The following is a 19,845-nucleotide window of genomic DNA, read 5'->3' on the forward strand; positions in this document are numbered from 1 at the left end:
GCCGCTCGGCCGAACATTGGCCAGGATGGTGGGAATGTGTGTCCACGTGCGGGAAGCAGCGGGGAGACCTCACCTCGACTGACCACCGCCCGTCGCACGGCCTTATCCAGCACCACCCATCACACCGCCACGCGGCCCGCCCGAACGGTCGGCGCGGTCCGTCACGGCAGCGGCAGGAGCAGCATGCCCACTGAGCCCGAGTCCCAGGGGCCGGCGCTTCCTCCCGGCCAGTCCACGGCCGGGTCGGGGCGGGCGAGACCACCAGCCCAGGCAGTGCGCCGGCATGCGCTGCGGACCGCACCGGGGCTGGCGGCCGGGCAGCTGGCGCCGATGCTCTCCGGCGGCCTGCCGGTCGCCTCGGGAGACTCCACGCCGGACTGGCTTGAGCCCGCGATGGCCGCCAACGGCATCGGCTCCTTCGACTGGGACATCCGCCGCGACGTCCTGGAGGGCGACCAGCGGGCCTGCACGATCATCGGCCTGGACGCGGGGGACAAGACCCGCTTCGACCGCACCTCCGCGTCCTTCCTGGCCCTGCTGCACCCCGAGGACGCCCCCGTGGTGCGCCGCCGGGTCGAGCGCGCGGTGACCGAGCTGGGCCAGTGCGGCGCCTACTACCGCACGGTCGGGCCGAACGGGGCGATGCGGGCGGTCCGGTTCCGCGGCCGCGTCCTCGCGGACGCCTTCGGCCGTGCCTCCCGGATGGTCGGCTTCGTCTGGGACGCCACCGTCGAGCTGCACAAGCGCGACCGCGCCGACCGGATGGCACTGCTCCGCGAGGAGCGCTCGCGGTTCATCAAGGAGGCCGCCCGCGCGCTCTCCGAGGCCGTCACCGTCCGCGACGTCGCCCGGGTCTTCACGGAGCTGCCGCTGCCCGGCCTGCCGCCGGACGGCCTCGTGCTGGCCTCCTTCGAGGCAGGCCGGGTGCAGATCCTCGGTGCCTCCGGCTACCGGCCGGACGAGCTCGCCGTCTGGGACCGCTCGGTGCTGCCCGCCGCCCACCCGGCGGCCGAGGCGCTGCGCAACCGCGCCCCCGTGATCATCGCCAGCCGCGACGAGTACCGCGAGCGCTACGCCGAGGTCTGGGAGCCGACCAGCCGGACCGGCCGCAGCTCCTGGGCCTTCCTGCCGCTGGTGGCCAGCGGCCGGGCGATCGGCGTCTGCGTCGTCAGCTTCGACGACGACCGCGAGCTGGACGCCGACGAGCGCACCCTGCTCTCCACCCTCGGCGGCCTGGTCGCCCAGTCACTGGCGCGGGCCCGGCTGCACGACGCCGAGCACGAGCTGGCGGCCGGCCTCCAGCGGGTGATGCTGCCGCGCACCGTGCCGTCCGTGCCCGGCGTCACCACCGCCGTCCGCTACCTGGCAGCCGGGTCCGGCCTGCAGATCGGCGGGGACTGGTACGACGTCGTCCCGCTGCCCGGCGGGCACGTCGGGCTGGTGATCGGCGACGTCCAGGGGCACGACGTGCACGCCGCCGGGATCATGGGCCAGCTGCGGATCGCACTGCGCGCGTACGCCGCCGAGGGACACCCGCCGGCCGCGGTGATGGCCCGCGCCTCCCGCTTCCTGGCCGACCTGGACACCGACCACTTCGCCACCTGCACCTACGCCGAGGTGAACGTCGACTACGGCGTGGTGTACGCGGTCCGGGCCGGCCACCTCGACCCGATGGTCCGCCGGGCCGACGGCACCGCCTCCGTCGTCCCGGTCGCCGGCGGGCTGCCGCTGGGCATCGCCCCCGACGAGGAGTACCGCGTCACCCGCTTCAGCCTGGACCCGGGCGAGACGGTGCTGCTCTGCACCGACGGTCTGGTCGAGGCGCGCGGCATGGACCTCGACGACGGCATCGCCCGACTCACCGCGGTGCTCGCCGGCCCGCTGGCCGACCGCGCCGCCGAGGCACGCGACCCGCTGGAGAGCCTGGCCGACCGGATCGCCTCCCAGGCCGCCGACGACAGCGAGCGCGAGGACGACATAGCGCTGCTGCTCCTGCGCTGGGACGGTCCGGAGGGCGGCCTGGCCGCCCAGCAGCTGCGCCGCCGGATCGGCCAGGCCGACCTCGCCCGGATCTCCGAGGTGCGGGCCGAGCTGCGCGACGCGCTGCGCCGCTGGGGCGTGGCGGAGCTGGTGGACACCGCCGAGCTGCTCGCCTCCGAGCTGGTCACCAACGCGATCCGGCACACCGACCGGGACGCCATGTTCACCGCCCGGCTCTACCGGGAGTCGGTGGGCGACGGCGGCCGGGCCCGGCTGCGGGTCGAGGTGGAGGACGAGTCCGACCTCTGGCCCACCCGCCGGACTCCGGGGGAGCAGGCCTCCTCCGGGCGCGGGCTGATGCTGGTCGAGGCGCTGGCGGACGGCTGGGGCGTGGAGCCGCGCGGCTCGGGCAAGCGCATGTGGTTCGAGCTCACCGCCACGCCCGCGGCCTAGCGGACGAGGTCCGAGCTCGCGGCCACGTCCGCTAGGCCGCGGGCCTGGCGGACGAGGTCCGAGCTCAGCCGAACTGCTGCTCCAGGTCCTTCAGCTTGCGCTCCAGCGAGTCCAGCCGGGGCAGCGCGACGGTGTCCTCCTCCATCGTGAGGTCGATCGTGCGCCGCTCCGGACGGGCCGGCAGGCCCGACTGGACGACCGCGCCCTCGCCGGGCTCCGCCGCTTCGACGGCGGGCCGCTCCAGCGAGGGCGCGCCGGCTATGGCGGACTCCTGGCCGGACTCCAGCTGCCGGGCCGCACCGCGCGGGCGCCAGACACTGTTGGTGCGGTTGATGGCCCGGATCTCGGCCCGTTCGCGGCGGCCGGCCAGCTTGCGGCGCTCCCTCTCGGCGAGCTTCTCCCGCTTGTCCTCGCGGACCTCGTCGACCGCCTCGTCCAGGCTGCGCACGCCCTCCAGCAGCATCAGCGACCAGGCCGCGTAGGTCTCGCGCGGGGCACGCAGCCAGCGGACGATCCTGATCTGCGGCAGCGGGCGGGGGACGAGCCCCTGCTCGCGCAGGGCGGCCCGGCGGGTCTGCTTGAGCGCCCGGTCGAACAGCACTGCGGCCGAGAGCGACATCCCCGCGAAGAACTGGGGTGCGCCGGCGTGGCCGAAGCCGCGCGGGGCGTGCACCCAGTTGAACCAGGCCGAGGCGCCGGCGAAGAGCCAGACCAGCAGCCGCGAGCCGAGCGCGGCATCGCCGTGGCTGGCCTCGCGGACGGCGAGGACGGAGCAGAACATCGCCGCGCCGTCCAGGCCGAACGGGACGAGGTACTCCCAGCCTCCGGAGAGGTTGAGGTTCTGCACCCCGAATCCCACCAGGCCGTGGAAGGAGAGTGCGGCCGCGACCGCGGCACAGCAGAACAGCAGCGTGTACGAGGCCCCGCCGTACAGGGATTCCTTGCGGCGGCGGCGTTCCTCGGAACGCTCCCAGGAATCCGCGCCGCCCGGTCCGGCGGCGGATCCCCGGTTCCGGGCCAGGGCCACCAGCAGGGCGGTGACCAGCAGGACCGCCACGCCGGTGACGGCCCAACCGAGCGGTATATCGGACAATTTCATCGCCTGGACCAGCCTCGCTTTCCTGCGTCGTGATGGCGGGGACCATCATGGCGGATGTGCGGCCGGTGAATGACTGATTCGGCGTCAATGCGCTGAGGAGAGGGATTTCTGACGTGGGAGAAGTCGCATTGTCGTACTAATTTGGGGTGGTTCTTTCCCGGAATTCCGGGCTCGACGGGGGGTACCCCGAGAGGAATTCGGTCAACTTCGCATGACGCGGGGACAGCCGCCGCACATCGCCTCGGGCCGGACGGTGTAAACGAGGCAGCAGCTGGCCCGGGCGCGCGCGGCGGCGGCCCGGGCGGCAGGGCGGGGGTCGGCGGCGGGCGTGCAGGGGGCCGCCGGGGTGAAGCCCGCGCCCGGCGTGAACGGCGAGACGGATGCGCCCGGCGTGCACGCGGGCGGCGCCGGCAGCTCGGCCAGCCCGGAGGTCCCGAGGCTACCGGGGGTTCCGAGGCTCCCGGAGGTCCCGAGGCTACCGGGGGTTCCGAGGCTCCCGGGCGTTCCAGGCGTCGTCGCCGCGGCCGTCGTCGTCGCCGTGGTCTCCGCCACGGCCGCCCTCTCCGCCGTCCCTGCCGTGAGCAGCGCGGTCAGCTCGGCGCGGGCGCGCTCCTCCTCGCCGAGCAGCCCGCCGACGTACCAGAGGCCCTCCACCACCGCGTCCGTCGCCATCGCCCAGAGCGTGCGCGGCCCGCGCCGCACCTCCGGGCGGAACGCCGCCAGGACCGGCGCCAGGAACCCGGCCAGCGCCACCCGCAGTTCGGCGGCCAGCGCCGGTTCGTCCGCCACCCTACGGGCGCCGGGCAGGCCTGCCGCCGGGTCGTCGGGCAGGCAGGCGAAGGCGCCGGGGCGGGCCGTCAGCTCGCCGGTGGAGCGGCGGACCGAGACGTCCCCGGGGGTGAGCAGCGGCACCCGGCGCTCCAGGAACCAGGGCAGGGTGAACAGCAGCGCGGCCGGCCAGGTGAAGCGGTGCAGGGCGAAACCGGCCGCGACGTCGGGGCGCAGCGGCTGCCCGTACTGGGCCAGGCCCTGCCGGGCGTCGTGGGCGATCAGTTCGCGCAGCGCCTCCGGGCCCGCGAGCAGCTCGGCGCCGGCGAGCCAGCCGTCGCCGGTGCGCGGCGGTGCGCAGTGCACCCGCAGGGCGGGGAACAGCTCGCCGAGCCGTCGGTAGCTCGCGGCACAGGGCTGTGGCGGTAGCGCAGCGGCGGGGACGGCCGGGGCACCGGTGGCGGCGGGCGTGGTGCAGGGGGCGGTGCTGTTCGCGGTCATGGTGCGGCCCCATCGGGTCGACCGGAGCCCGTGCGGGACCGTCCGGACCGTCCCGGCCGGTGTGACGCCGGCGGGCGCGTCCGTGGCCGGGCCCGGCCGGCCGGGGCCTGGCGGGGCCCGGGAACGGCAAGGCGAACCTGGCCGGGGCACTGCTCGCCCCGGCCAGGTTAGGCTCACCTTAGCTGATCGTTCCCTGCGGTTCCCGCCCGATGCCTCCGTCCGGGGGAGCGCCCGGCGTGCGCGCCGCGCTCAGTTGGCGCGCGAGCCACACCGGCACACCACCGAGCGCCTGCACCAGCCTGGTCGCCTCGGCCCGCATCCGGGCCGCCTCGCCCGGCTCGGAGACCTCGGCCAACGCCGCCAGCGCCGGCGCCACCCCCACCGTGAAACCGAGCTGCTCGCGCAGCCGCAGCGACGCGTCGAACCCCTCCCGGGCCCGGCCGTGGTCCCCGGCGGCCTGGGCCAGCGCCGCCAGGTGGCGCCAGGTGTAGGAGCGCAGGAGCTCGTCCCCGCGCTCGCCCGCGCCCTCGTGTGCCCGGCGGTAGGCGATCCAGGCCGCCGTACGGTCACGCAACAGGTTCTCCGCGACCAGGCCGCGGCGGAAGTCCAGCAGCGGGCGCCCGGGCGCGTCCGGCGGGAGCAGCGCCGAGGTGCGGCCGAGCGCCGCCTGGGCCTCGTCGAGCCGGTCGCGCGCGCCGAGCACGCTGGCGACGTACGCCAGGAACCCGCGGGCGCAGGCGGCGGCCGCGCGCTGCTCGGTCGTGGCGACCACGGCCTCGGCCAGGCGCAGCGCCTGCTCCGCCTGGGTCCAGTGGGCGGCGGTGAACAGACATTGTTCGATGAGGAGTTCGGCCCGGCCGAGTGCGGCCGTCGGGTCGCGTTCGGCGGCCGGGCGTAACAGCTCCGCGGCCTCCTGCCAGCACGCCCGGGACCGCAGCCGCCACACGGTGTCCCCCGGCTCCTGGGGCGCCGCCCGCCCGCGCCCCTCCCGCCCGTCCCGGCCGCTCGGGCCCCATCCGTGCTCCGACAACGCCACCTCCTTGTGTGCGCCATCCAGCAGGGCACGGGCCTCTACCCCCCAAGGCCCGCGCTGTGGCGGCAATTCAACACGGGGGTGAGCTTGTGCACCAGATCACGAGCGTAGGTTGTTGCGTTCGAAGACGGAATGATCTACGGCGTGTCCGACAATGTCCGGCCTGGCGCCGGGAACTGTCGGACACGCCCTGGCCCGCCGGGTGGGCTCAGGACGTCCAGCCGGTCTCCATCAGCGCCTCGGCGGCGCCGTTGGCGGGCTGCGGGACCCCGGCGAGGTCCAGGCTGAACAGGGCGACCAGCAGCTGCTCGCCGCGGACGGTGGCCTGGTGGGAGTAGCCGGCCAGGGTGAACATCGCGGCGGCCATCTCCTCGGCGTGCAGGGTCTGCAGCCAGAGGCACTCCACCGACTTCACGTCGGCCGGCTCGGTCCAGGTGTCCACCTGGGCGACCATCCGGCTGCCCAGCAGGGTGACGCCGTCCCGCTCCTGGGCCTCCGTCAGCTCCAGGTCCTCGAAGCCCAGCCACTCCAGGTAGCGGGCGGCCGTGAACACTGCGTCCTGCGAGGTGCGGACGGGGTGCGGGCGGAACGGCGCCCGCCGACGCCACGGCGTGGCCGACGCGCCGGACCCGCCGGGCGGGGCGGGCACGGGCGCGCCCTGCGGGTGGGCAGGGGACGGGTGGGCGGCCTGCGGCCCGGCGGGACCGAGCTGGCCGCCGGAGGCCCGTCCGGTGGTGGCGCTGCCGCCGAGGCGGGTGGTGCGGTCCACCGGCAGGCGGACGGTGGCGCCGCAGTTGCAGGTGAACTCGGGCTGCGGCCACTGGTCGGAGCGGCCGCAGTGCGGGCAGCGCATGTTCAGCCAGGAGTCCTCCCAGGACCGGAACCGCACCTGCACCGGCACGCCGCCGCGCAGCAGCGGGACCTTGAGCGAGGCGCCGCAGGGGCAGGGCAGCGACGGCGGCTCGTACAGGTGCTCGCGCCGGCAGGCGGGACAGCGGATCGCCCGGGCACCACCACCCGCCCCCGGCCCGTGCTGCGCGGGGTCGCGTCCGGTGAAGTCGTCGGGCAGTCCGGACATCACGGGCACCGTCCGTTCGAATCGGGGTGGAAGGACGTGTCCCATGCTCCCCGAAACGCGAGGGCCGTGGCGCGGAATGCGGCAATCCTCAGGGACAGATCAGGGGTGTGCGGCCGATCCCTCGCCGGAGAGGAGGACAGCGGCCCACCCCGGAGGGCGGGAGGGGTACCGGGACGGGCCGCGGACGGTCAGCCGGCGGACCAGCGGGCCAGGTCGGCGGGGGTGTCCAGGTCGTCCGGGACGGCGACATCGGCGCACTCGACCAGCGCGATCTCGGCGGCGTGCGCCGCCAGCAGCGCCCGCGCGCCCGCATCACCGGTCGCGCCCGCCGCCGCCTCGGCGAAGTGCCGGGCCCCGATCAGCACCGGGTGCCCGCGCCGCCCGTCGTACGCCGCCGCGGCCAGGTCCGCGCCCGCCCGGTGGGCGGCCACCAGCCGGGCCACCGCCGCCGGGGAGACCCCGGGCGTGTCCACCAGCATCACCAGCACCGCCGAGGCCTCCGGCGGCAGCGCGGCCAGCCCCACCCGCAGCGAGGAGCCCATGCCGCCCGCCCAGTCGGGGTTCGCCACCAGCAGGCACCCCGGCAGGTGCGCGGTGGCCCGGACCTGCTCGCGCGCTGCGCCCAGCACCACCGTCACGTCCGGGCAGCCGCCCGCCCTGACCGTGGCCACCGCGTGCTCGACCAGAGGCCGCCCCCGGTACGGGATCAGGGCCTTGGGCCGCCCGCCCAGCCGCCGCCCGCCCCCGGCGGCCAGGACGAGGGCGGCCACCGGCGCGCGGCCGGCGGCGGGCACGGGTCCGCCGGCCGGGACGGGCCGGCCGGCCGGGGTGGGTCCGGCGGCGGGCGGGGCCGGCGGGCGGTCACGGCTCTGCATGCGCCCAGCCTGCCCGCCGGGGCCGCCGCGCGCAGCCGTAGGAACCCACAGTTGGACGATTGCACAAGGCGAACCCGCAGGTCGCGGCCGCTCCCCGGCGGTTCGGCCGCTGGATCTGCCGCCCGGCTGCCCCTGTACTTGGCTGATGAACACCGCACCGCGCCCGCTGCTGGACCGTTTCGGCAGGGTCCACACCGACCTGCGGGTCTCGCTCACCGACCGCTGCAACCTGCGCTGCACCTACTGCATGCCGGCCGAGGGCCTCGACTGGCTCCCCAAGGCCGAGGTGCTGAGCGACGACGAGGTGGTCCGGCTGGTGCGGATCGCCGTCGAGCGGCTGGGCATCGCCTCGGTGCGGCTCACCGGCGGCGAACCGCTGCTGCGGCGCGGACTGCCGGAGCTGGTCGGGCGGATCACCGCCCTCGGCCCCGAGGTCTCGCTCACCACCAACGGCATCGGACTGGCCCGGACGGCCGGCGCGCTGAAGGAGGCCGGGCTGCACCGCGTCAACGTCAGCCTCGACACCCTGCGCCCCGAGCGGTACGCCGAGATCACCCGCCGCGACCGGATCGCCGACGTCTTCGCCGGCCTGGCCGCCGCGCAGGCCGCCGGTCTCGCCCCGGTCAAGGTCAACGCGGTGCCGGTGCGCGGCGTCAACGACGACGAGATCCTCGACCTGGCCGAGTTCGCCGCCGGGCACGGCTACCGGATGCGGTTCATCGAGTCCATGCCGCTCGACGCCCAGGGCGCCTGGGACCGGGCCACGATGATCACCGCCGACGAGATTCTGGCCGTGCTCTGCGCCCGCTGGGAGCTCGTCCCGGTGGGCCGGCACGATACGGCAAGCGGTGACGGGTCTGCGAGACGTGGCACCCCGCCCGCCGAGGAGTGGCGGATCGCCGGCACCGACACCGTGATCGGCGTAATCGCCTCCGTCACCCGCCCCTTCTGCGGCGGCTGCGACCGCGTCCGCCTCACCGCCGACGGCCAGCTGCGCAACTGCCTCTTCGCCACCGAGGAGTCCGACCTGCGCGTCCTGCTGCGCGGCGGGGCCGACGATGACCGGATCGAGCGGGCCTGGCGCGACACCGTCGCCCGCAAGGGCCCCGGACACGCCATCGACTCGGCCGACTTCGTCCGGCCCGACCGGCCGATGTCGGCCATCGGAGGCTAGCCAGGAGGTGCCCGACCACTCGCTTCGCGTCGGCGCGCGGCGGGAACGGTCGGACGACCCCTGGTCCGTCGGCCCGGCGGGACGCCGCCCCTGGCGGGCGAAGTGGGTGCGGCAGGCGCGCGGAGTCATGCCGACCCGCTGGAGCAGGTGGCGGCGGAGCGAGTCCGCCGTGCCGAAGCAGGTGCGGTCGGCGACCCGCTCGACCGGGAGACCGGTGGGCTCCAGCAACTCGCGGGCCCGCTCGATCCGTTGGGTCGGCAGCCACTGGAGCGGGTGCCGGCCTCGGCCAGGAAGCGGCGGTTGAGGGTGCGGACGCTACCCCGGCGTGCGCGGCCAGGGCGGCCAGCCTCAGCAGCTCGTCCAGCCGCTCCGGCGCCCAGGCCCGGGCCGCCGGCCGGCGAGCTGCCGTCCGCGGCCGTCACCGGGGCGGGCAGGGCCTGCTCCTGCCCGCCGTCGCGGACCGCCGAGACCGGCCGTCCAGTTCGGCGGCGCCGAAGACGAGTTCGGGGATGGAGAGGTCGAAGGCGGCCACCGGTGGCACGGCGACCACCGCGATCCGGTGCGCGTGCGCGTGCGTCCGCATGGTCTGCACCGTTCTCGCCGAGACGGCGTGCTCGCTGCGGCGGTGACCCGCGCCGGGTGTGAGCTTCGACATGCCCGGACGCTCCGCGCTGCGCCGCCTTGACGGGCTGTGGGGTGGCTGGTCTGCTGGTTCGCCGTCACCCACCCCCCCATCCCGGGAGCCCTCCGTGCCCGCCCGTCGCTCCGCCGTGGCCGCCGCCGCCGTCCTCCTGATACCCGTCCTGGCGCTGGCCGGCTGCTCCGGCGCCGAGAAGCCCGACGCCGCCGCGCCGGCCGGTGGTGCGGGCACCAGCCCGCTGCGCAACCCCGACGGCACCAAGCCCGGCCTGGCGCCGCTCACCTCGCCGGAGGACCAGAAGGCCGGCCGGGACATCATCGCCGGGGTCGCCACCGCCGCCGCCGGCCCCAAGGACGGCTACGACCGCAACGAGTTCGGCCCGGCCTGGACCGACAACGTGGACGGCGTCCCCGGCGGCCACAACGACTGCGACACCCGCAACGACCTGCTGGCCCGCGACGGCCGGGCGGTGGAGCGCAAGGACGGCTCGAACTGCGTCGTCACCGCGATGACCATCGACGACCCGTACACCGGCAAGACGGTCCGGTGGACCAAGCAGCAGGCCACGAAGATCCAGATCGACCACGTGATGCCGCTCTCCTACGACTGGCAGATGGGCGCGGCCACGTGGGACAAGGCCAAGCGGGTCCAGATCGCCAACGACCCGCTCAACCTCATCCCGGCCGACGGCTCGCAGAACGCCTCCAAGGGGGACTCCGGCCCGGCCGCGTGGCTGCCCGCCGACCCGACGATCCGCTGCGCGTACGCGGTCCGCTTCGCCCAGGTGTCGCGGAAGTACCAACTGCCGGTCACCGTGGCGGACAAGAAGACGATGCTCCAGCAGTGCGGCGGTTGAGGAAACGTTTCGCTGCCCTTTGTCCGCATTGGGCTTCCGGGCCGCGGCGAGAAGGTGACCGGTGTGATGAGATGGTGATATTCGTGTGCGGTGTACTCGATGATCATCCGGTTCTCACGGCGCACGCTTCCCGCCGCCGTCGCCGCCGCCCTCCTGGCCGGCTGCACCAGTTCGGCCGGCTCCACCGACGCCGCCTCCGGCACGCCGTCCCCGGCAGCCACCACGGGCACGCCCACCGCGCCGCCGACCACGTCGCCGGCCCCGACCGCCACGCCCACCCCGACGACCAGGCCCACCGGTGCGGCGGACCCGGCGCTCAAGCCGTTCTACGGCCAGCAGATCGCCTGGGCGCCGTGCGCCGACGACCCGACGACCGACAAGGTCGACGAGTCGGCCGTGCAGTGCGGCACGCTCAAGGCGCCGCTGGACTACGCGAGCCCGGCCGGTGAGACGATCGACGTCGCCGTCGTCCGCGTCCCCGCCGCCAAGCAGGACCAGCGGGTCGGCTCGCTGCTGGTCAACCCCGGCGGGCCCGGCGGCTCCGGCGTCGGCATGGTCAAGCGCAACCCGTCGCAGTTCGACGGTCCGCTCCACGACCGGTTCGACACGATCGGCTTCGACCCGCGCGGCGTGGGCCTCACCACTCCGTTGAACTGCCTGGACGACGGCACCCGGGACGACTGGGTCGTCACCGACACCCCCGGCCCCGACCACGGCAAGGTCCTCGCCGACGCCTGCCAGGCCAAGTTCGGCAAGCTGCTGCCCTTCGTCGGCACCCGCAACACCGCCCGCGACATGGACGTGCTGCGTGCGGCCCTCGGTGACCAGAAGCTCAACTACCTCGGCATGTCGTACGGCACCTACCTCGGCAGCCTCTACGCCGAGGAGTTCCCGGACCGGGTCGGCCGGCTGGTCCTCGACGGCGCGGTCGACCCGTCCGTCCCGCTGGTCCAGAACAACATCGCGCAGTACGCGGCGTTCGAGCGCTCGCTGGAGGCCTTCGCCGCCAACTGCACCACCAAGAACGGCTGTCCGCTCGGCAAGGACCGGGACAAGGCCGCCGGGAAGCTCGCCGACTTCCTCGACGGGCTCAAGGAGAAGCCGCTGACCACCGCGAGCGGGCGCAAGCTCACCGCCAACGCGGCCTGGACGGCCATGGTCGACGCCCTCTACGGCGACGAGCAGGGCTGGGAGTCCCTGCGCAACGACATCGGCTGGGCCATGGTCCGGGGCAAGGGCGACTACCTGCTCGCGCGTGCGGACAGCTCGAACCGCCGCGACAAGGACGGCCACTACAGCGTCTCCGCCGACGCCTACACCGCCATCCACTGCGCCGACGGCGCCACCGGGGTGCCGGTCGGCGACGACCTGCAGGCCGCGTACGCGGAGATCGCGGCGAAGGCACCGCTGTTCACCCGGCACGAGCCGAGCTTCGAGCTGTTCGACCCCGACTGCCGTTCCTGGCCGTTCCGTTCCGCCGAGAAGCCCCACCCGATCACGTCCAGGAGCGACGCCACGATCGTCGTGGTCGGCTCGACCGGCGACACGGCGACGCCCTACGCCTGGGCCGAGAAGCTCACCGCCCAGCTCGGCAACGCCGTCCTGCTCACCCGCGAGGGCGAGGGGCACACCGGCTACGGCTGGAGCGCGTGCATCCGCACCTCGGTGGACGCCTTCCTGGTCGGCGGGAGCCTCCCCGCCGCCGGAACGCGCTGTGCGAGCGACGCGGCCGAGTGACCGGCTGACAACACGAAGGGGGCGCACCGCCCGGAAGCGGCGCGCCCCCTTCGGCGTCTTCACCGACCTGGGGTCCGCGTCAGGAACCGGGGGCCTTCGTCAGGTCGTAGAAGGTCGAGCCGCCCACCGTCTCGGCGGTGTAGTGGCTCTCCACCCAGCTCTCGATCAGGGCGGTCTGCGACTCCTGGGCCTCGCCGGTGGCGCCGCCGCCGACCGCCCGGCGGGAGCCGCTGCCGATGAACCAGTGGATCCTGCCCTCCTGCACGTACTGCCGGAAGGCGCTCAGGCTGAGCGAGGGGTCGGTGCCGTTGAAGCCGCCGAGGGCCATCACCGGCACGCCGGAGGCGAGTTGGTAGCTTGCGGCGTTCTGCGAGCCGCTGGTCGCGGCGGCCCAGGTGTAGTGGTCGGCGTCCCGGGCGAGCGCCGCGGCGGCCTCGTCGCTCACCTTGGCGCCGTTCAGCAGCCCGCCCATGCCGCCCATGCCGCCGGGTGCGCCGCCCGTCGTGCCGCCGAACGCGCCGCGCTCGCCACGGCCGTCGGTGCCGGGCCGGCCGCCCTGGCCGCCCGGCATCATGCCGGGTGCTCCGCCGGGCACGCCGCCCTGGCCGGGCGTGAACTGCCGGCCGTTGATGGCCGGTTGGCCACCGGGCGGCAGGCCGCGCATCCCGCCCGGGCCCATGCCCCTGCCGCCCGTGACCGCCGGGCCGGCCGTCACGATCGACCCGGTGTGCGGCGTGTTCACGGTGTCGACCGCGTATGCGGCCGGGCCGCCGAGGGCCGCCGCCAGGCCCACCGCTCCCGCCGCCGTGGCGAGCCGGCCGGGAACGCGGCCGGGGAGGCGGCGCGCCAGCGGCCCGGTCAGCAGCAGCGCCGCCGCGGCCAGGAGCCCGCCGGCCGGCACCGCCCAGCGAAGCCAGGGCAGGAAGTGTGCGCTGCGCCCGAGCAGCACGTGCGCCCAGACCGCCGTCACCGCCAGGGTGACCGCCAGCACCGCCGCGTACGGCAGCCGGTGCCGGGCCCGCCAGAGACCGTCCGCGCCCATGCCGACCAGTGCCGCGACCGCCGGGGCCAGCGCCACGGTGTAGTACTGGTGGAAGATGCCGGACATGAAGCTGAAGGTCAGCGCGGTGCAGAGCAGCCAGCCGCCCCAGACCAGGAACGCCGCGCGGGCGGTGTCCGTCCGGGCGTGACGGCGGGTCGCCCAGAGGCCGGCCAGCAGCAGGATCAGCGCGGCCGGGATCAGCCAGGCGATCTGGCCGCCGATGTCCCCGTCGAACATCCGGGTGATGCCGGTCTCGCCCCAGCCGCCCATGGCCCTTCCGCCGCCGGGCGGGGAGTCCATTCCGGCGGGGAGCCTGCCGCCGCCGCCCACGCTGCCGGTCTCGTTGCCGTTGAGGCGGCCGAGCCCGTTGTAGCCGAAGGTCAGCGAGAGGAAGCTGTTGTCCTGCGAGCCGCCGACGTAGGGCCGGGCCGAGGCCGGCACCAGCTCGACGACGGCGACCCACCAGCCGCCCGCGACCACCATGGCCAGCCCGGCGGCCAGCAGCTGGCGCACCCGGCGCCAGAGGCCGGCGGGCGCGACCACCAGGTAGACCAGTGCGAAGGCGGGCAGGACGAGGAACGCCTGGAGCGTCTTGGTGAGGAAGGCCAGCCCGAACATCACCCCGGTGAACACCAGCCACCGGGTGCCGGCCGCCTCGACCGCCCGCACCAGCCCGTACGCGGCGAGCGTCAGCAGCAGCACCAGCAGCGCGTCCGGGTTGTTGAAGCGGAACATCAGCGCCGCCACCGGGGTCAGCGCCAGGGCGGCGCCCGCCAGCAGGCCGCCGAGCGGGGAGAAGCGGCGGCGCACCGTCGCGTACAGGGTGCCCACGGTGGCGACCGCCATCAGCGCCTGCGGGGCCAGCACCGACCAGGAGGAGAGGCCGAAGACCCGGGCGGCCAGTGCCATCGGCCAGAGCGAGAGCGGCGGCTTGTCGACGGTGATGAAGTTCCCGGCGTCGGAGGAGCCGTAGAAGAAGGCCTTCCAGCTCCGGCTGCCGGCCTGGACGGCCGCCGAGTAGAAGGAGTTGGCCCAGCCGGAGGCGCTCAGGCCCCAGAGGTAGAGGACGGCGGTCGCGGCCAGCAGCGCCAGCAGCGCGGGCCGCGCCCAGCGCGGGTCGTCCGCGCGGCCGCGCCAGGCGCGGGCCGGCAGTGTGCGCAGCCGCCCGGCCCAGGAGGCGGGGCCCTTGGGGCCGGCGGGCGGCAGCGGGAACTCCGGGAAGAGCGGTCCGGCCGGCGGGTCTGCGTCCGCGGGGGCGTCAGTGGCCGGCTGCGGCACCTCCGGCGGCGGGTGGTTCGCGGCCTCGGGCCACGGTTCGCCGGCCGGAGGGGAGAAGCTGGTCGTGGTCATGGACGCTACGTTCGGCCGCGCGACTGAGAGGACCGTGAGACCTGACTATGAGGGGTCTGTGATCCCTGCGGAACCACTCGGAGGGGCTGGCGGACGGGCCGCTGGGGAGGGCACCTGGGGGGTCGCCCGGGGCATCGGAGGGGCTGCCGCGGTGCACCGGGGCCGCTGACGGGCACGGGCCCCGGGCGGCCCGGTGTCCCGGCCGCCCCGGGGTGCCGGGGCGCGGGGCCGGGCTCAGGCCGCCTGGGGCATCGTCAGGTGCTTGCCCAGCCACTCCAGCGCGGGCGGGATCTCCCGGGTCCAGGTGTGGAAGTTGTGCCCGCCGGTGTCCAGGGTGATGGTGGAGAGCTTGGTCGGCGCCTTGAACGACTTCACCATCTCCTGGGTGGCGGCGTAGTTGTTCTCGTCGTAGGCGGTGCCCAGCAGCAGCGACACGGGTGCGGCCGGCTTGTTGTGCAGCCGCCACAGCAGGTCGTTCTCCTGCTTCAGCTGCCCGTTGCCGGCGAAGAGGTCGCCGGTGGTCTCGTCGATCGGTGCGGTGTAGTAGCCGGAGAGCGAGACGGCGGCCGGGTACGAGTCGGGCTTGCGCAGGGCGAACTTGAGCGCGCAGTAGCCGCCGGTCGAGTTGCCGATGACGGCCCGGTTGGACGGGTCGGTGCCGAGCCGGTAGGTGGTGGCGAGCGCTTTGGGCAGGTCGCTGGTGAAGAAGGTCTCCACCTGAGGGCCGTTGGGGACGTCCACGCACTCGGTGTCCCGGTTGCTGACGAGGGTCGGGCGCAGCATCACGAGGACGGTCGGCGGGAGCTTCTTCTGGTCGATCGCCTCCAGGGTGGAGGCCGGGTACTGCATCAGCGAGATCAGCTTCTCCGGCGTGCCGGGGTAGCCGGCCAGGACCAGCGCCATCGGGAACTTCCGCTGCGCGTAATCCGGCTGGAAGTACTGCGGCGGCAGATAGACGAAGCCGTCCGTGCTCAGGCCGCTGACGGCTCCTTTGACGGCGACCTTGTGGATCAGGCCGACGCGCTCCGGGTTCGAGCCCTGCTCCGCGTAGAACTTCTGCTCGCCGGTGATGGCGACGGCGGCGTTCGGCTGGTGGTCCACCACGGTGCCGGGCCCGCCGTTGGTGCCGAGCAGGTCGGTCCAGGAGCTGTAGAAACCGAAGTAGCCGTTGGCGATCAGGCCCATCGCGACCAGCACCGCGAGCTGGGTGGCGAGGAAGGCGCCGATCCGCCCGAGCCAGGCCTTCCAGCTCCGTCCGCCGAATCTCGGCCAGAGCCACATCGTGGCGGTGAACACGCAGATCGCGACGACGGAGGCGATGATCTGGAGCGGGAGTCCCGTGAGGCTGAACACGAGCCCGATCGTAGTTGACCGCGTCGCCCGCTCTGCGCGCCCCCATGTGAGCCGGGCCCGCGCTTCTGTGCGCCTCTTGTACGCCCTGTTGACCGCGTCCCCCCGGCTCGGGATCATGGCGGCGGGGATTGCACGGAGCGTGCATGAGAGCTCACAGGGCCCGGTCACAGGACCGACGGGCCAAGGGACCACACCGGGGGAGCGGCATGAAGTCCTTCACCAAGGCCGGCCTGGCGGCCGGCGCCGCGCTGCTGCTGGCAGCGTGCTCCAGCGGGGGATCAGGGGGTACCGACGGGTTCGGCCTGGGGCAGGGGAAGACCGACGCGCCCTCCGCGAGCGCCACCCCGACACCCACGCCGACCCCGACCCCGACGCCGACCCGGCCGCCGTACGGGCCGGTGCTGACGGGCTACATCGACCCGGTCAGCACCGCGCTCGGCAAGCTCAACGCGTCCGCGAGCCTCGACGCCTTCTCCACGGCCCTCCAGGAGGCCGCCGCCGCGGCCTCCAAGGCCGGCAGCGGGCTCGGCCTCGCCGACGAGCCGGCCACCGTCACCACCGCCCAGCGCCAGCTGGTGGTGGCCCTCGGCCAGCTCTCCACGGACCTGACCAAGGTGCGCAGCGACATCAAGGCGAAGAACGTCTGCGCCACCACCTCCGCCTTCGCCGAGGTCGGCCAGTCCGAGGGCCTCAAGGGGGTGCCCGCCGCGCTCGCCCAGATGACCGCGGCCGGCTACCCCGCCACCTTCAACGTCCCGCAGGCCCCGCAGCTCCAGACCCGCACCCTGGAGAACGGCACCCTGGTCCGCCAGGGCCGCCTCAAGGGCGAGGGCGTCCTCAACGTCGACAACGGCGGCAGCTCCGACGCGGTGGTCTCGCTCGCCCAGAACGGCAAGTCGATCCACTCGGTGTACGTCGGCAAGGGCAAGAAGGCGTCCATCGAGGGCGTCGAGGACGGCACCTACGACGTGTACTTCGCCGGCGGCGTCGACTGGGACCCGTCGCTCAAGGCGTTCACGCAGAGCTGCGACTTCAGCAAGTTCGACGACACCATGGCCTTCGAGACCGGTCGCACCTACACCTCGTGGTCGATCACCCTCCAGCCGACGGTCGGTGGCAACGCCAAGACCAGCGACGTGGACGAGGGCCAGTTCCCGCAGCCGTAGGCCGTGTGAGGTCGCGTCGGTGGCGCCGTCGGCCGGACAGGCCGGCGGCGCCACTGTGCCGGGTGCGCCCGGTCCGGCGCTGCGGTTCCCGGGGCGGGCGGTTCCGGTGTCGGACGGGTCGCGTGTCGGGGGGTTCCGGCACCGGATGGTTCCCGGACCGGTGGATCCGGGAGCGGGTGGTCCGGCGACGGGTGGTCCGGCGACGGGTGGTCCGGGCTATCCGAAGGCCGGGGCGAGGGTGCGGGCGACCGTCTCCACCGGGGGGAGGTGACGGACCGCGGCCTCGCCGAGCAGGTGGGTGTGGAGGGCGCGCTGGTGGGCCGCGCCGACGAGGAGGAGGGCGGCGGCCGCCGGGTCGAGCGCGGCCGGGAGCCGGCCGGCGGCCTGGCGGGCGCGGAGGGCGTCGGCGACGGCCCCGAGGGCGAGGTGCGGGCCGATCTCGCCGCCGCGCTCGGCGAGCAGCCCGCGCAGCTGGGCGTCGGACTGGACGGCGCCGAGGATCGGCATGATCCGGCGGTAGAACTGTTCGAGCCGGGTGAGCAGGGCGGTGAGGTCGGCCTGGAGGTCGCCGCCGGACCCGTTCTCCGAGCCGCCCCCGAACCCGTTCTCCGAGCCGCCCCCGGGGCCGTCCTCGAAGGTGCCCAGCACGGCCGTCGCGTCGGCGAAGGCCGGCAGGTGCAGCCCGACGACGGCCTGGAGCAGGCCGAGCCGGTCACCGAAGTGGTAGAAGATGCTCGACTCCGCGACGCCCGCCCGGCGCGCGATCTCCTTGGTGGACAGCGCCAGTCCCGCGTCCCCGAGCACCTCCTCGGTGGCCTTGAGCACTGCTTCCCGTACCCCGGTCGAGGGTCGACCCCGTCGTGCCTGGGCCATGCCCGGCCTCCGTCTCTCCGTGCCGTCCCGGCTGCTTGAGTAATCGCTCAGGAAGAGGTTAACTTACTGATGGATTACTCAGTAATCAGCTCGGTCATCCACCTCGGGAGGGAACCCGCATGACCACCGTCGAGTACCGCAAGAACGCGATCCGCCGCCTCTACAAGGCACTTGAGGCCGGTGACGTGGACGTCGCCGATGAGCTGTTCACCGCCGACTTCGTCACCAGCGAAGGCCGGCACCAGAACGTCCGCGGCCCGCAGGGCTTCAAGGACGCCATCCGCGAGGTGCACGCCACCCACGCCGACCCGTCGTTCGAGATCCTCGACCTGCTGGGCGAGGGCGACGACGTCGCCGTCCGCTGGCGCATGACGGCCACCCACTCCGGCCCGCTGATGGGCATCCCGGCCACCGGCAGGCGCGTCAGCATGGAGGCGTTCGCCCTGTTCCGCTTCGTCGGCGACCGCATCAGCGAGCGGCACGCCGTCATCGACCGGCTCGGCCTGGTGCAGCAGCTCAAGGGCGAGTGACCGGCCGGGCGCGCGTGGTCACGCCTCGGTCGGTTCCGGCCACGGGCGGGAGGAGTCCAGTCGCTGGACGAGTTCGCGCAGGGCCCTCAGCTCGCGTTCCAGTGCCTCGGCCCCCTGCGTGGTCAGGGTGACCCAGGTCCGCGGGCGGCGGCCGGCGTAGCCCTTCGCGACCACGATCAGGCCCGAGTCCTCCAGCACCTTGAGATGCCGGGACAGGTTGCCGTCGGTGACGCCGAGCTGACCCTTCAGGTAGCCGAACTCGACGCGGTCGGCCTCGCGGCTGATGGTCAGGACCCCGAGCCGTACGCGCTGATGGACGGTGTCGTCCAGGTCCTGGGTCGGGTGGGGGCCCTCGGGTTCGCCGGCTTCCCGGCCCCGGTCCCCGGCTTCATCCTGGCCCCGGATCCCGGACGCGTCGGCAATGCTCATGAGGCGACCGTACTCGACGCGCCCGAGCCCGCGGTGGCCCGACCGCGGGCCACCGCCCGCTGCGCCAGCCAGGCCGTCAGCAGCACGGCGGCCAGCAGGAACGCCTTCAGCTGCGGGCCGTCGGCCCAACCGGTGCCGTCCGACTGCACCCATGGGATCCAACTGCTGCCCCAGGACGCCCCGAGGTAGGCGGAGAGCAGCGCGATGTGGGCGAGGGCCGCGCCCACGACGATACGGCTGCGCTCGGCCAGGCCGAGGGCGAGCAGTCCGATCCCGACCGCGTACCACGGCGAGGTGTAGCTGTTCTCCAGCATGGAGAGGGTGAAGGGCTGGTTCCGGAGGAACAGCAGGGCGAGCAGGACGGAGGCGACCACACCGGTGGCGCCGAGACCCCCGACGGCCCAGGCGGCCCGGCGGGGCACGATCCCGCGCTCCTCGCCGCGCAGCCGGTACCAGCGCGCGAGGACGAGCCACGCCAGCGGAAGCAGCGCGAACCAGATGCCCCAGGCGACGAAGCGGAGCACGGATCCGTCGAACTCGCCCTCCTGGCACGGGGCGTCGGGCGCGTGGGACACGCAGAGGCCGGTCAGCTCGGCGTAGGCGAAGGCCGGGTAGGAGCTGACGTCGCGGCCGTTGGAAGCGAAGTTGAACGCCTGCCGGGCGACCGGCACGGCCGCCAGCGAGAGCAGGCCGAAGGCCAGCAGTGGCACGCCCGAGCCGTGGAGCCGGGTACGGGCGCGAGCCCGGAGCGCTTCCGTTCCCGCCAGTAACTCGGCGGCCTTCACCGGGTCTTGCGGACCGACTGCGGCGATCTGATCGGGTGTTGCCATGACCTGCCCCCTGGGTTGTCGCGCCGGTGCCGGCGCGGAGCGGGACGGCGAGCGCTCCGTGCTCGCCGTCTGTGTCAA

Annotated in this window: 17 protein-coding genes and 1 pseudogene; 6 read left to right on the top strand and 12 right to left on the bottom strand. The window is 74.5% G+C overall.

The window, feature by feature from the left end; genetic code table 11:
- The first annotated feature begins 183 nt into the window (after nucleotides 1-183).
- The gene (locus OG286_RS29340; protein WP_396319226.1) at nucleotides 184-2,433 is read left to right on the top strand and encodes a SpoIIE family protein phosphatase; all 2,250 of its coding nucleotides are present in this window, start codon (nucleotides 184-186) and stop codon (nucleotides 2,431-2,433) included.
- A 64-nt stretch (nucleotides 2,434-2,497) separates the two neighbouring features.
- Here the strand turns inward: OG286_RS29340 and OG286_RS29345 are convergent, their stop codons facing one another.
- The 5 genes from OG286_RS29345 to OG286_RS29365 all read right to left on the bottom strand — a co-directional run bounded on the left by OG286_RS29345 (nucleotide 2,498) and on the right by OG286_RS29365 (nucleotide 7,682).
- Nucleotides 2,498-3,532: a DUF2637 domain-containing protein gene (locus OG286_RS29345; RefSeq protein ID WP_396319225.1), complete on the bottom strand. Its 1,035-nt coding sequence runs from the start codon at nucleotides 3,530-3,532 to the stop codon at nucleotides 2,498-2,500.
- 201 nt (nucleotides 3,533-3,733) lie between these two features.
- Nucleotides 3,734-4,801 (bottom strand): (2Fe-2S)-binding protein, encoded by a 1,068-nt coding sequence (locus tag OG286_RS29350; RefSeq protein ID WP_396319224.1) that lies wholly within the window; start codon nucleotides 4,799-4,801, stop codon nucleotides 3,734-3,736.
- A 178-nt stretch (nucleotides 4,802-4,979) separates the two neighbouring features.
- Entirely contained in the window at nucleotides 4,980-5,831 is an 852-nt protein-coding gene (locus OG286_RS29355; RefSeq protein ID WP_396319223.1) for a hypothetical protein, read from the bottom strand.
- 211 nt (nucleotides 5,832-6,042) lie between these two features.
- On the bottom strand, nucleotides 6,043-6,912 hold the full coding sequence (locus OG286_RS29360) for a hypothetical protein (RefSeq protein ID WP_396319222.1): 870 nt from the start codon (nucleotides 6,910-6,912) through the stop codon (nucleotides 6,043-6,045).
- A 188-nt stretch (nucleotides 6,913-7,100) separates the two neighbouring features.
- Nucleotides 7,101-7,682 carry an NTP transferase domain-containing protein gene (locus OG286_RS29365; protein ID WP_396319637.1) on the bottom strand — a complete coding sequence of 194 codons (582 nt, stop codon included), beginning with the start codon at nucleotides 7,680-7,682 and terminating at the stop codon, nucleotides 7,101-7,103.
- A gap of 250 nt (nucleotides 7,683-7,932) precedes the next feature.
- Between OG286_RS29365 and moaA the strand changes: the two genes are divergently transcribed.
- Nucleotides 7,933-8,961, top strand: coding sequence for a GTP 3',8-cyclase MoaA (gene moaA / locus OG286_RS29370; protein ID WP_396319221.1), 1,029 nt, complete (start codon nucleotides 7,933-7,935; stop codon nucleotides 8,959-8,961).
- Nucleotides 8,962-9,081: 120 nt separating this feature from the next.
- Here moaA and OG286_RS29375 read toward each other — a convergent pair.
- Nucleotides 9,082-9,231, bottom strand: a pseudogene (locus OG286_RS29375) (helix-turn-helix domain-containing protein); the annotation flags it as partial.
- A 148-nt stretch (nucleotides 9,232-9,379) separates the two neighbouring features.
- Complete coding sequence (locus tag OG286_RS29380; RefSeq protein ID WP_396319220.1) at nucleotides 9,380-9,616, bottom strand: hypothetical protein; 237 nt, start codon at nucleotides 9,614-9,616, stop codon at nucleotides 9,380-9,382.
- A gap of 94 nt (nucleotides 9,617-9,710) precedes the next feature.
- Between OG286_RS29380 and OG286_RS29385 the strand changes: the two genes are divergently transcribed.
- Together OG286_RS29385 and OG286_RS29390 are read left to right on the top strand one after the other, a co-directional pair.
- Entirely contained in the window at nucleotides 9,711-10,457 is a 747-nt protein-coding gene (locus tag OG286_RS29385; RefSeq protein WP_396319219.1) for an HNH endonuclease family protein, read from the top strand.
- Nucleotides 10,458-10,556: 99 nt separating this feature from the next.
- Nucleotides 10,557-12,194 (top strand): alpha/beta hydrolase, encoded by a 1,638-nt coding sequence (locus OG286_RS29390; protein ID WP_396319218.1) that lies wholly within the window; start codon nucleotides 10,557-10,559, stop codon nucleotides 12,192-12,194.
- Nucleotides 12,195-12,273: 79 nt separating this feature from the next.
- Here OG286_RS29390 and OG286_RS29395 read toward each other — a convergent pair whose 3' ends face one another.
- Both OG286_RS29395 and OG286_RS29400 read right to left on the bottom strand, forming a co-directional pair.
- Nucleotides 12,274-14,586 (bottom strand): glycosyltransferase family 39 protein, encoded by a 2,313-nt coding sequence (locus tag OG286_RS29395; protein WP_396319217.1) that lies wholly within the window; start codon nucleotides 14,584-14,586, stop codon nucleotides 12,274-12,276.
- Nucleotides 14,587-14,820: 234 nt separating this feature from the next.
- Nucleotides 14,821-15,939, bottom strand: coding sequence for an alpha/beta hydrolase (locus OG286_RS29400; RefSeq protein WP_396319216.1), 1,119 nt, complete (start codon nucleotides 15,937-15,939; stop codon nucleotides 14,821-14,823).
- A 206-nt stretch (nucleotides 15,940-16,145) separates the two neighbouring features.
- Between OG286_RS29400 and OG286_RS29405 the strand changes: the two genes are divergently transcribed.
- Nucleotides 16,146-17,105, top strand: a complete 960-nt coding sequence (locus OG286_RS29405) for a hypothetical protein (protein ID WP_396319215.1) — start codon at nucleotides 16,146-16,148, stop codon at nucleotides 17,103-17,105.
- 216 nt (nucleotides 17,106-17,321) lie between these two features.
- Here the strand turns inward: OG286_RS29405 and OG286_RS29410 are convergent, their stop codons facing one another.
- A complete protein-coding gene (locus OG286_RS29410; RefSeq protein ID WP_396319214.1) occupies nucleotides 17,322-17,978 on the bottom strand; it encodes a helix-turn-helix domain-containing protein in 657 nt (218 codons plus the stop codon).
- 119 nt (nucleotides 17,979-18,097) lie between these two features.
- Between OG286_RS29410 and OG286_RS29415 the strand changes: the two genes are divergently transcribed.
- Nucleotides 18,098-18,508 carry an ester cyclase gene (locus OG286_RS29415; protein ID WP_396319213.1) on the top strand — a complete coding sequence of 137 codons (411 nt, stop codon included), beginning with the start codon at nucleotides 18,098-18,100 and terminating at the stop codon, nucleotides 18,506-18,508.
- 18 nt (nucleotides 18,509-18,526) lie between these two features.
- Here the strand turns inward: OG286_RS29415 and OG286_RS29420 are convergent, their stop codons facing one another.
- Nucleotides 18,527-18,937, bottom strand: coding sequence for a winged helix-turn-helix domain-containing protein (locus tag OG286_RS29420; protein ID WP_396319212.1), 411 nt, complete (start codon nucleotides 18,935-18,937; stop codon nucleotides 18,527-18,529).
- On the bottom strand, nucleotides 18,934-19,767 hold the full coding sequence (locus OG286_RS29425) for a hypothetical protein (RefSeq protein WP_396319211.1): 834 nt from the start codon (nucleotides 19,765-19,767) through the stop codon (nucleotides 18,934-18,936). Before OG286_RS29425 ends, OG286_RS29420 begins: the two co-directional genes overlap by 4 nt.
- Nucleotides 19,768-19,845 lie beyond the last annotated feature (78 nt).

Origin of the sequence: Kitasatospora sp. NBC_00039, from assembly GCF_045160625.1 — a bacterium.
In the GTDB taxonomy this organism is placed as follows: Bacteria; Actinomycetota; Actinomycetes; order Streptomycetales; family Streptomycetaceae; genus Kitasatospora.

Bases quoted from the DNA above. Each gene is read 5' to 3' on its own strand.
- OG286_RS29380 (WP_396319220.1), bottom strand. From the start codon at position 9,616: ATGTCGAAGCTCACACCCGGCGCGGGTCACCGCCGCAGCGAGCACGCC.
- OG286_RS29415 (WP_396319213.1), top strand. From the start codon at position 18,098: ATGACCACCGTCGAGTACCGCAAGAACGCGATCCGCCGCCTCTACAAG.
- OG286_RS29360 (WP_396319222.1), bottom strand. From the start codon at position 6,912: ATGTCCGGACTGCCCGACGACTTCACCGGACGCGACCCCGCGCAGCAC.
- OG286_RS29390 (WP_396319218.1), top strand. From the start codon at position 10,557: ATGATCATCCGGTTCTCACGGCGCACGCTTCCCGCCGCCGTCGCCGCC.
- OG286_RS29425 (WP_396319211.1), bottom strand. From the start codon at position 19,767: ATGGCAACACCCGATCAGATCGCCGCAGTCGGTCCGCAAGACCCGGTG.
- OG286_RS29420 (WP_396319212.1), bottom strand. From the start codon at position 18,937: ATGAGCATTGCCGACGCGTCCGGGATCCGGGGCCAGGATGAAGCCGGG.
- moaA (WP_396319221.1), top strand. From the start codon at position 7,933: ATGAACACCGCACCGCGCCCGCTGCTGGACCGTTTCGGCAGGGTCCAC.
- OG286_RS29395 (WP_396319217.1), bottom strand. From the start codon at position 14,586: ATGACCACGACCAGCTTCTCCCCTCCGGCCGGCGAACCGTGGCCCGAG.
- OG286_RS29350 (WP_396319224.1), bottom strand. From the start codon at position 4,801: ATGACCGCGAACAGCACCGCCCCCTGCACCACGCCCGCCGCCACCGGT.
- OG286_RS29345 (WP_396319225.1), bottom strand. From the start codon at position 3,532: ATGAAATTGTCCGATATACCGCTCGGTTGGGCCGTCACCGGCGTGGCG.
- OG286_RS29340 (WP_396319226.1), top strand. From the start codon at position 184: ATGCCCACTGAGCCCGAGTCCCAGGGGCCGGCGCTTCCTCCCGGCCAG.
- OG286_RS29405 (WP_396319215.1), top strand. From the start codon at position 16,146: ATGAAGTCCTTCACCAAGGCCGGCCTGGCGGCCGGCGCCGCGCTGCTG.
- OG286_RS29410 (WP_396319214.1), bottom strand. From the start codon at position 17,978: ATGGCCCAGGCACGACGGGGTCGACCCTCGACCGGGGTACGGGAAGCA.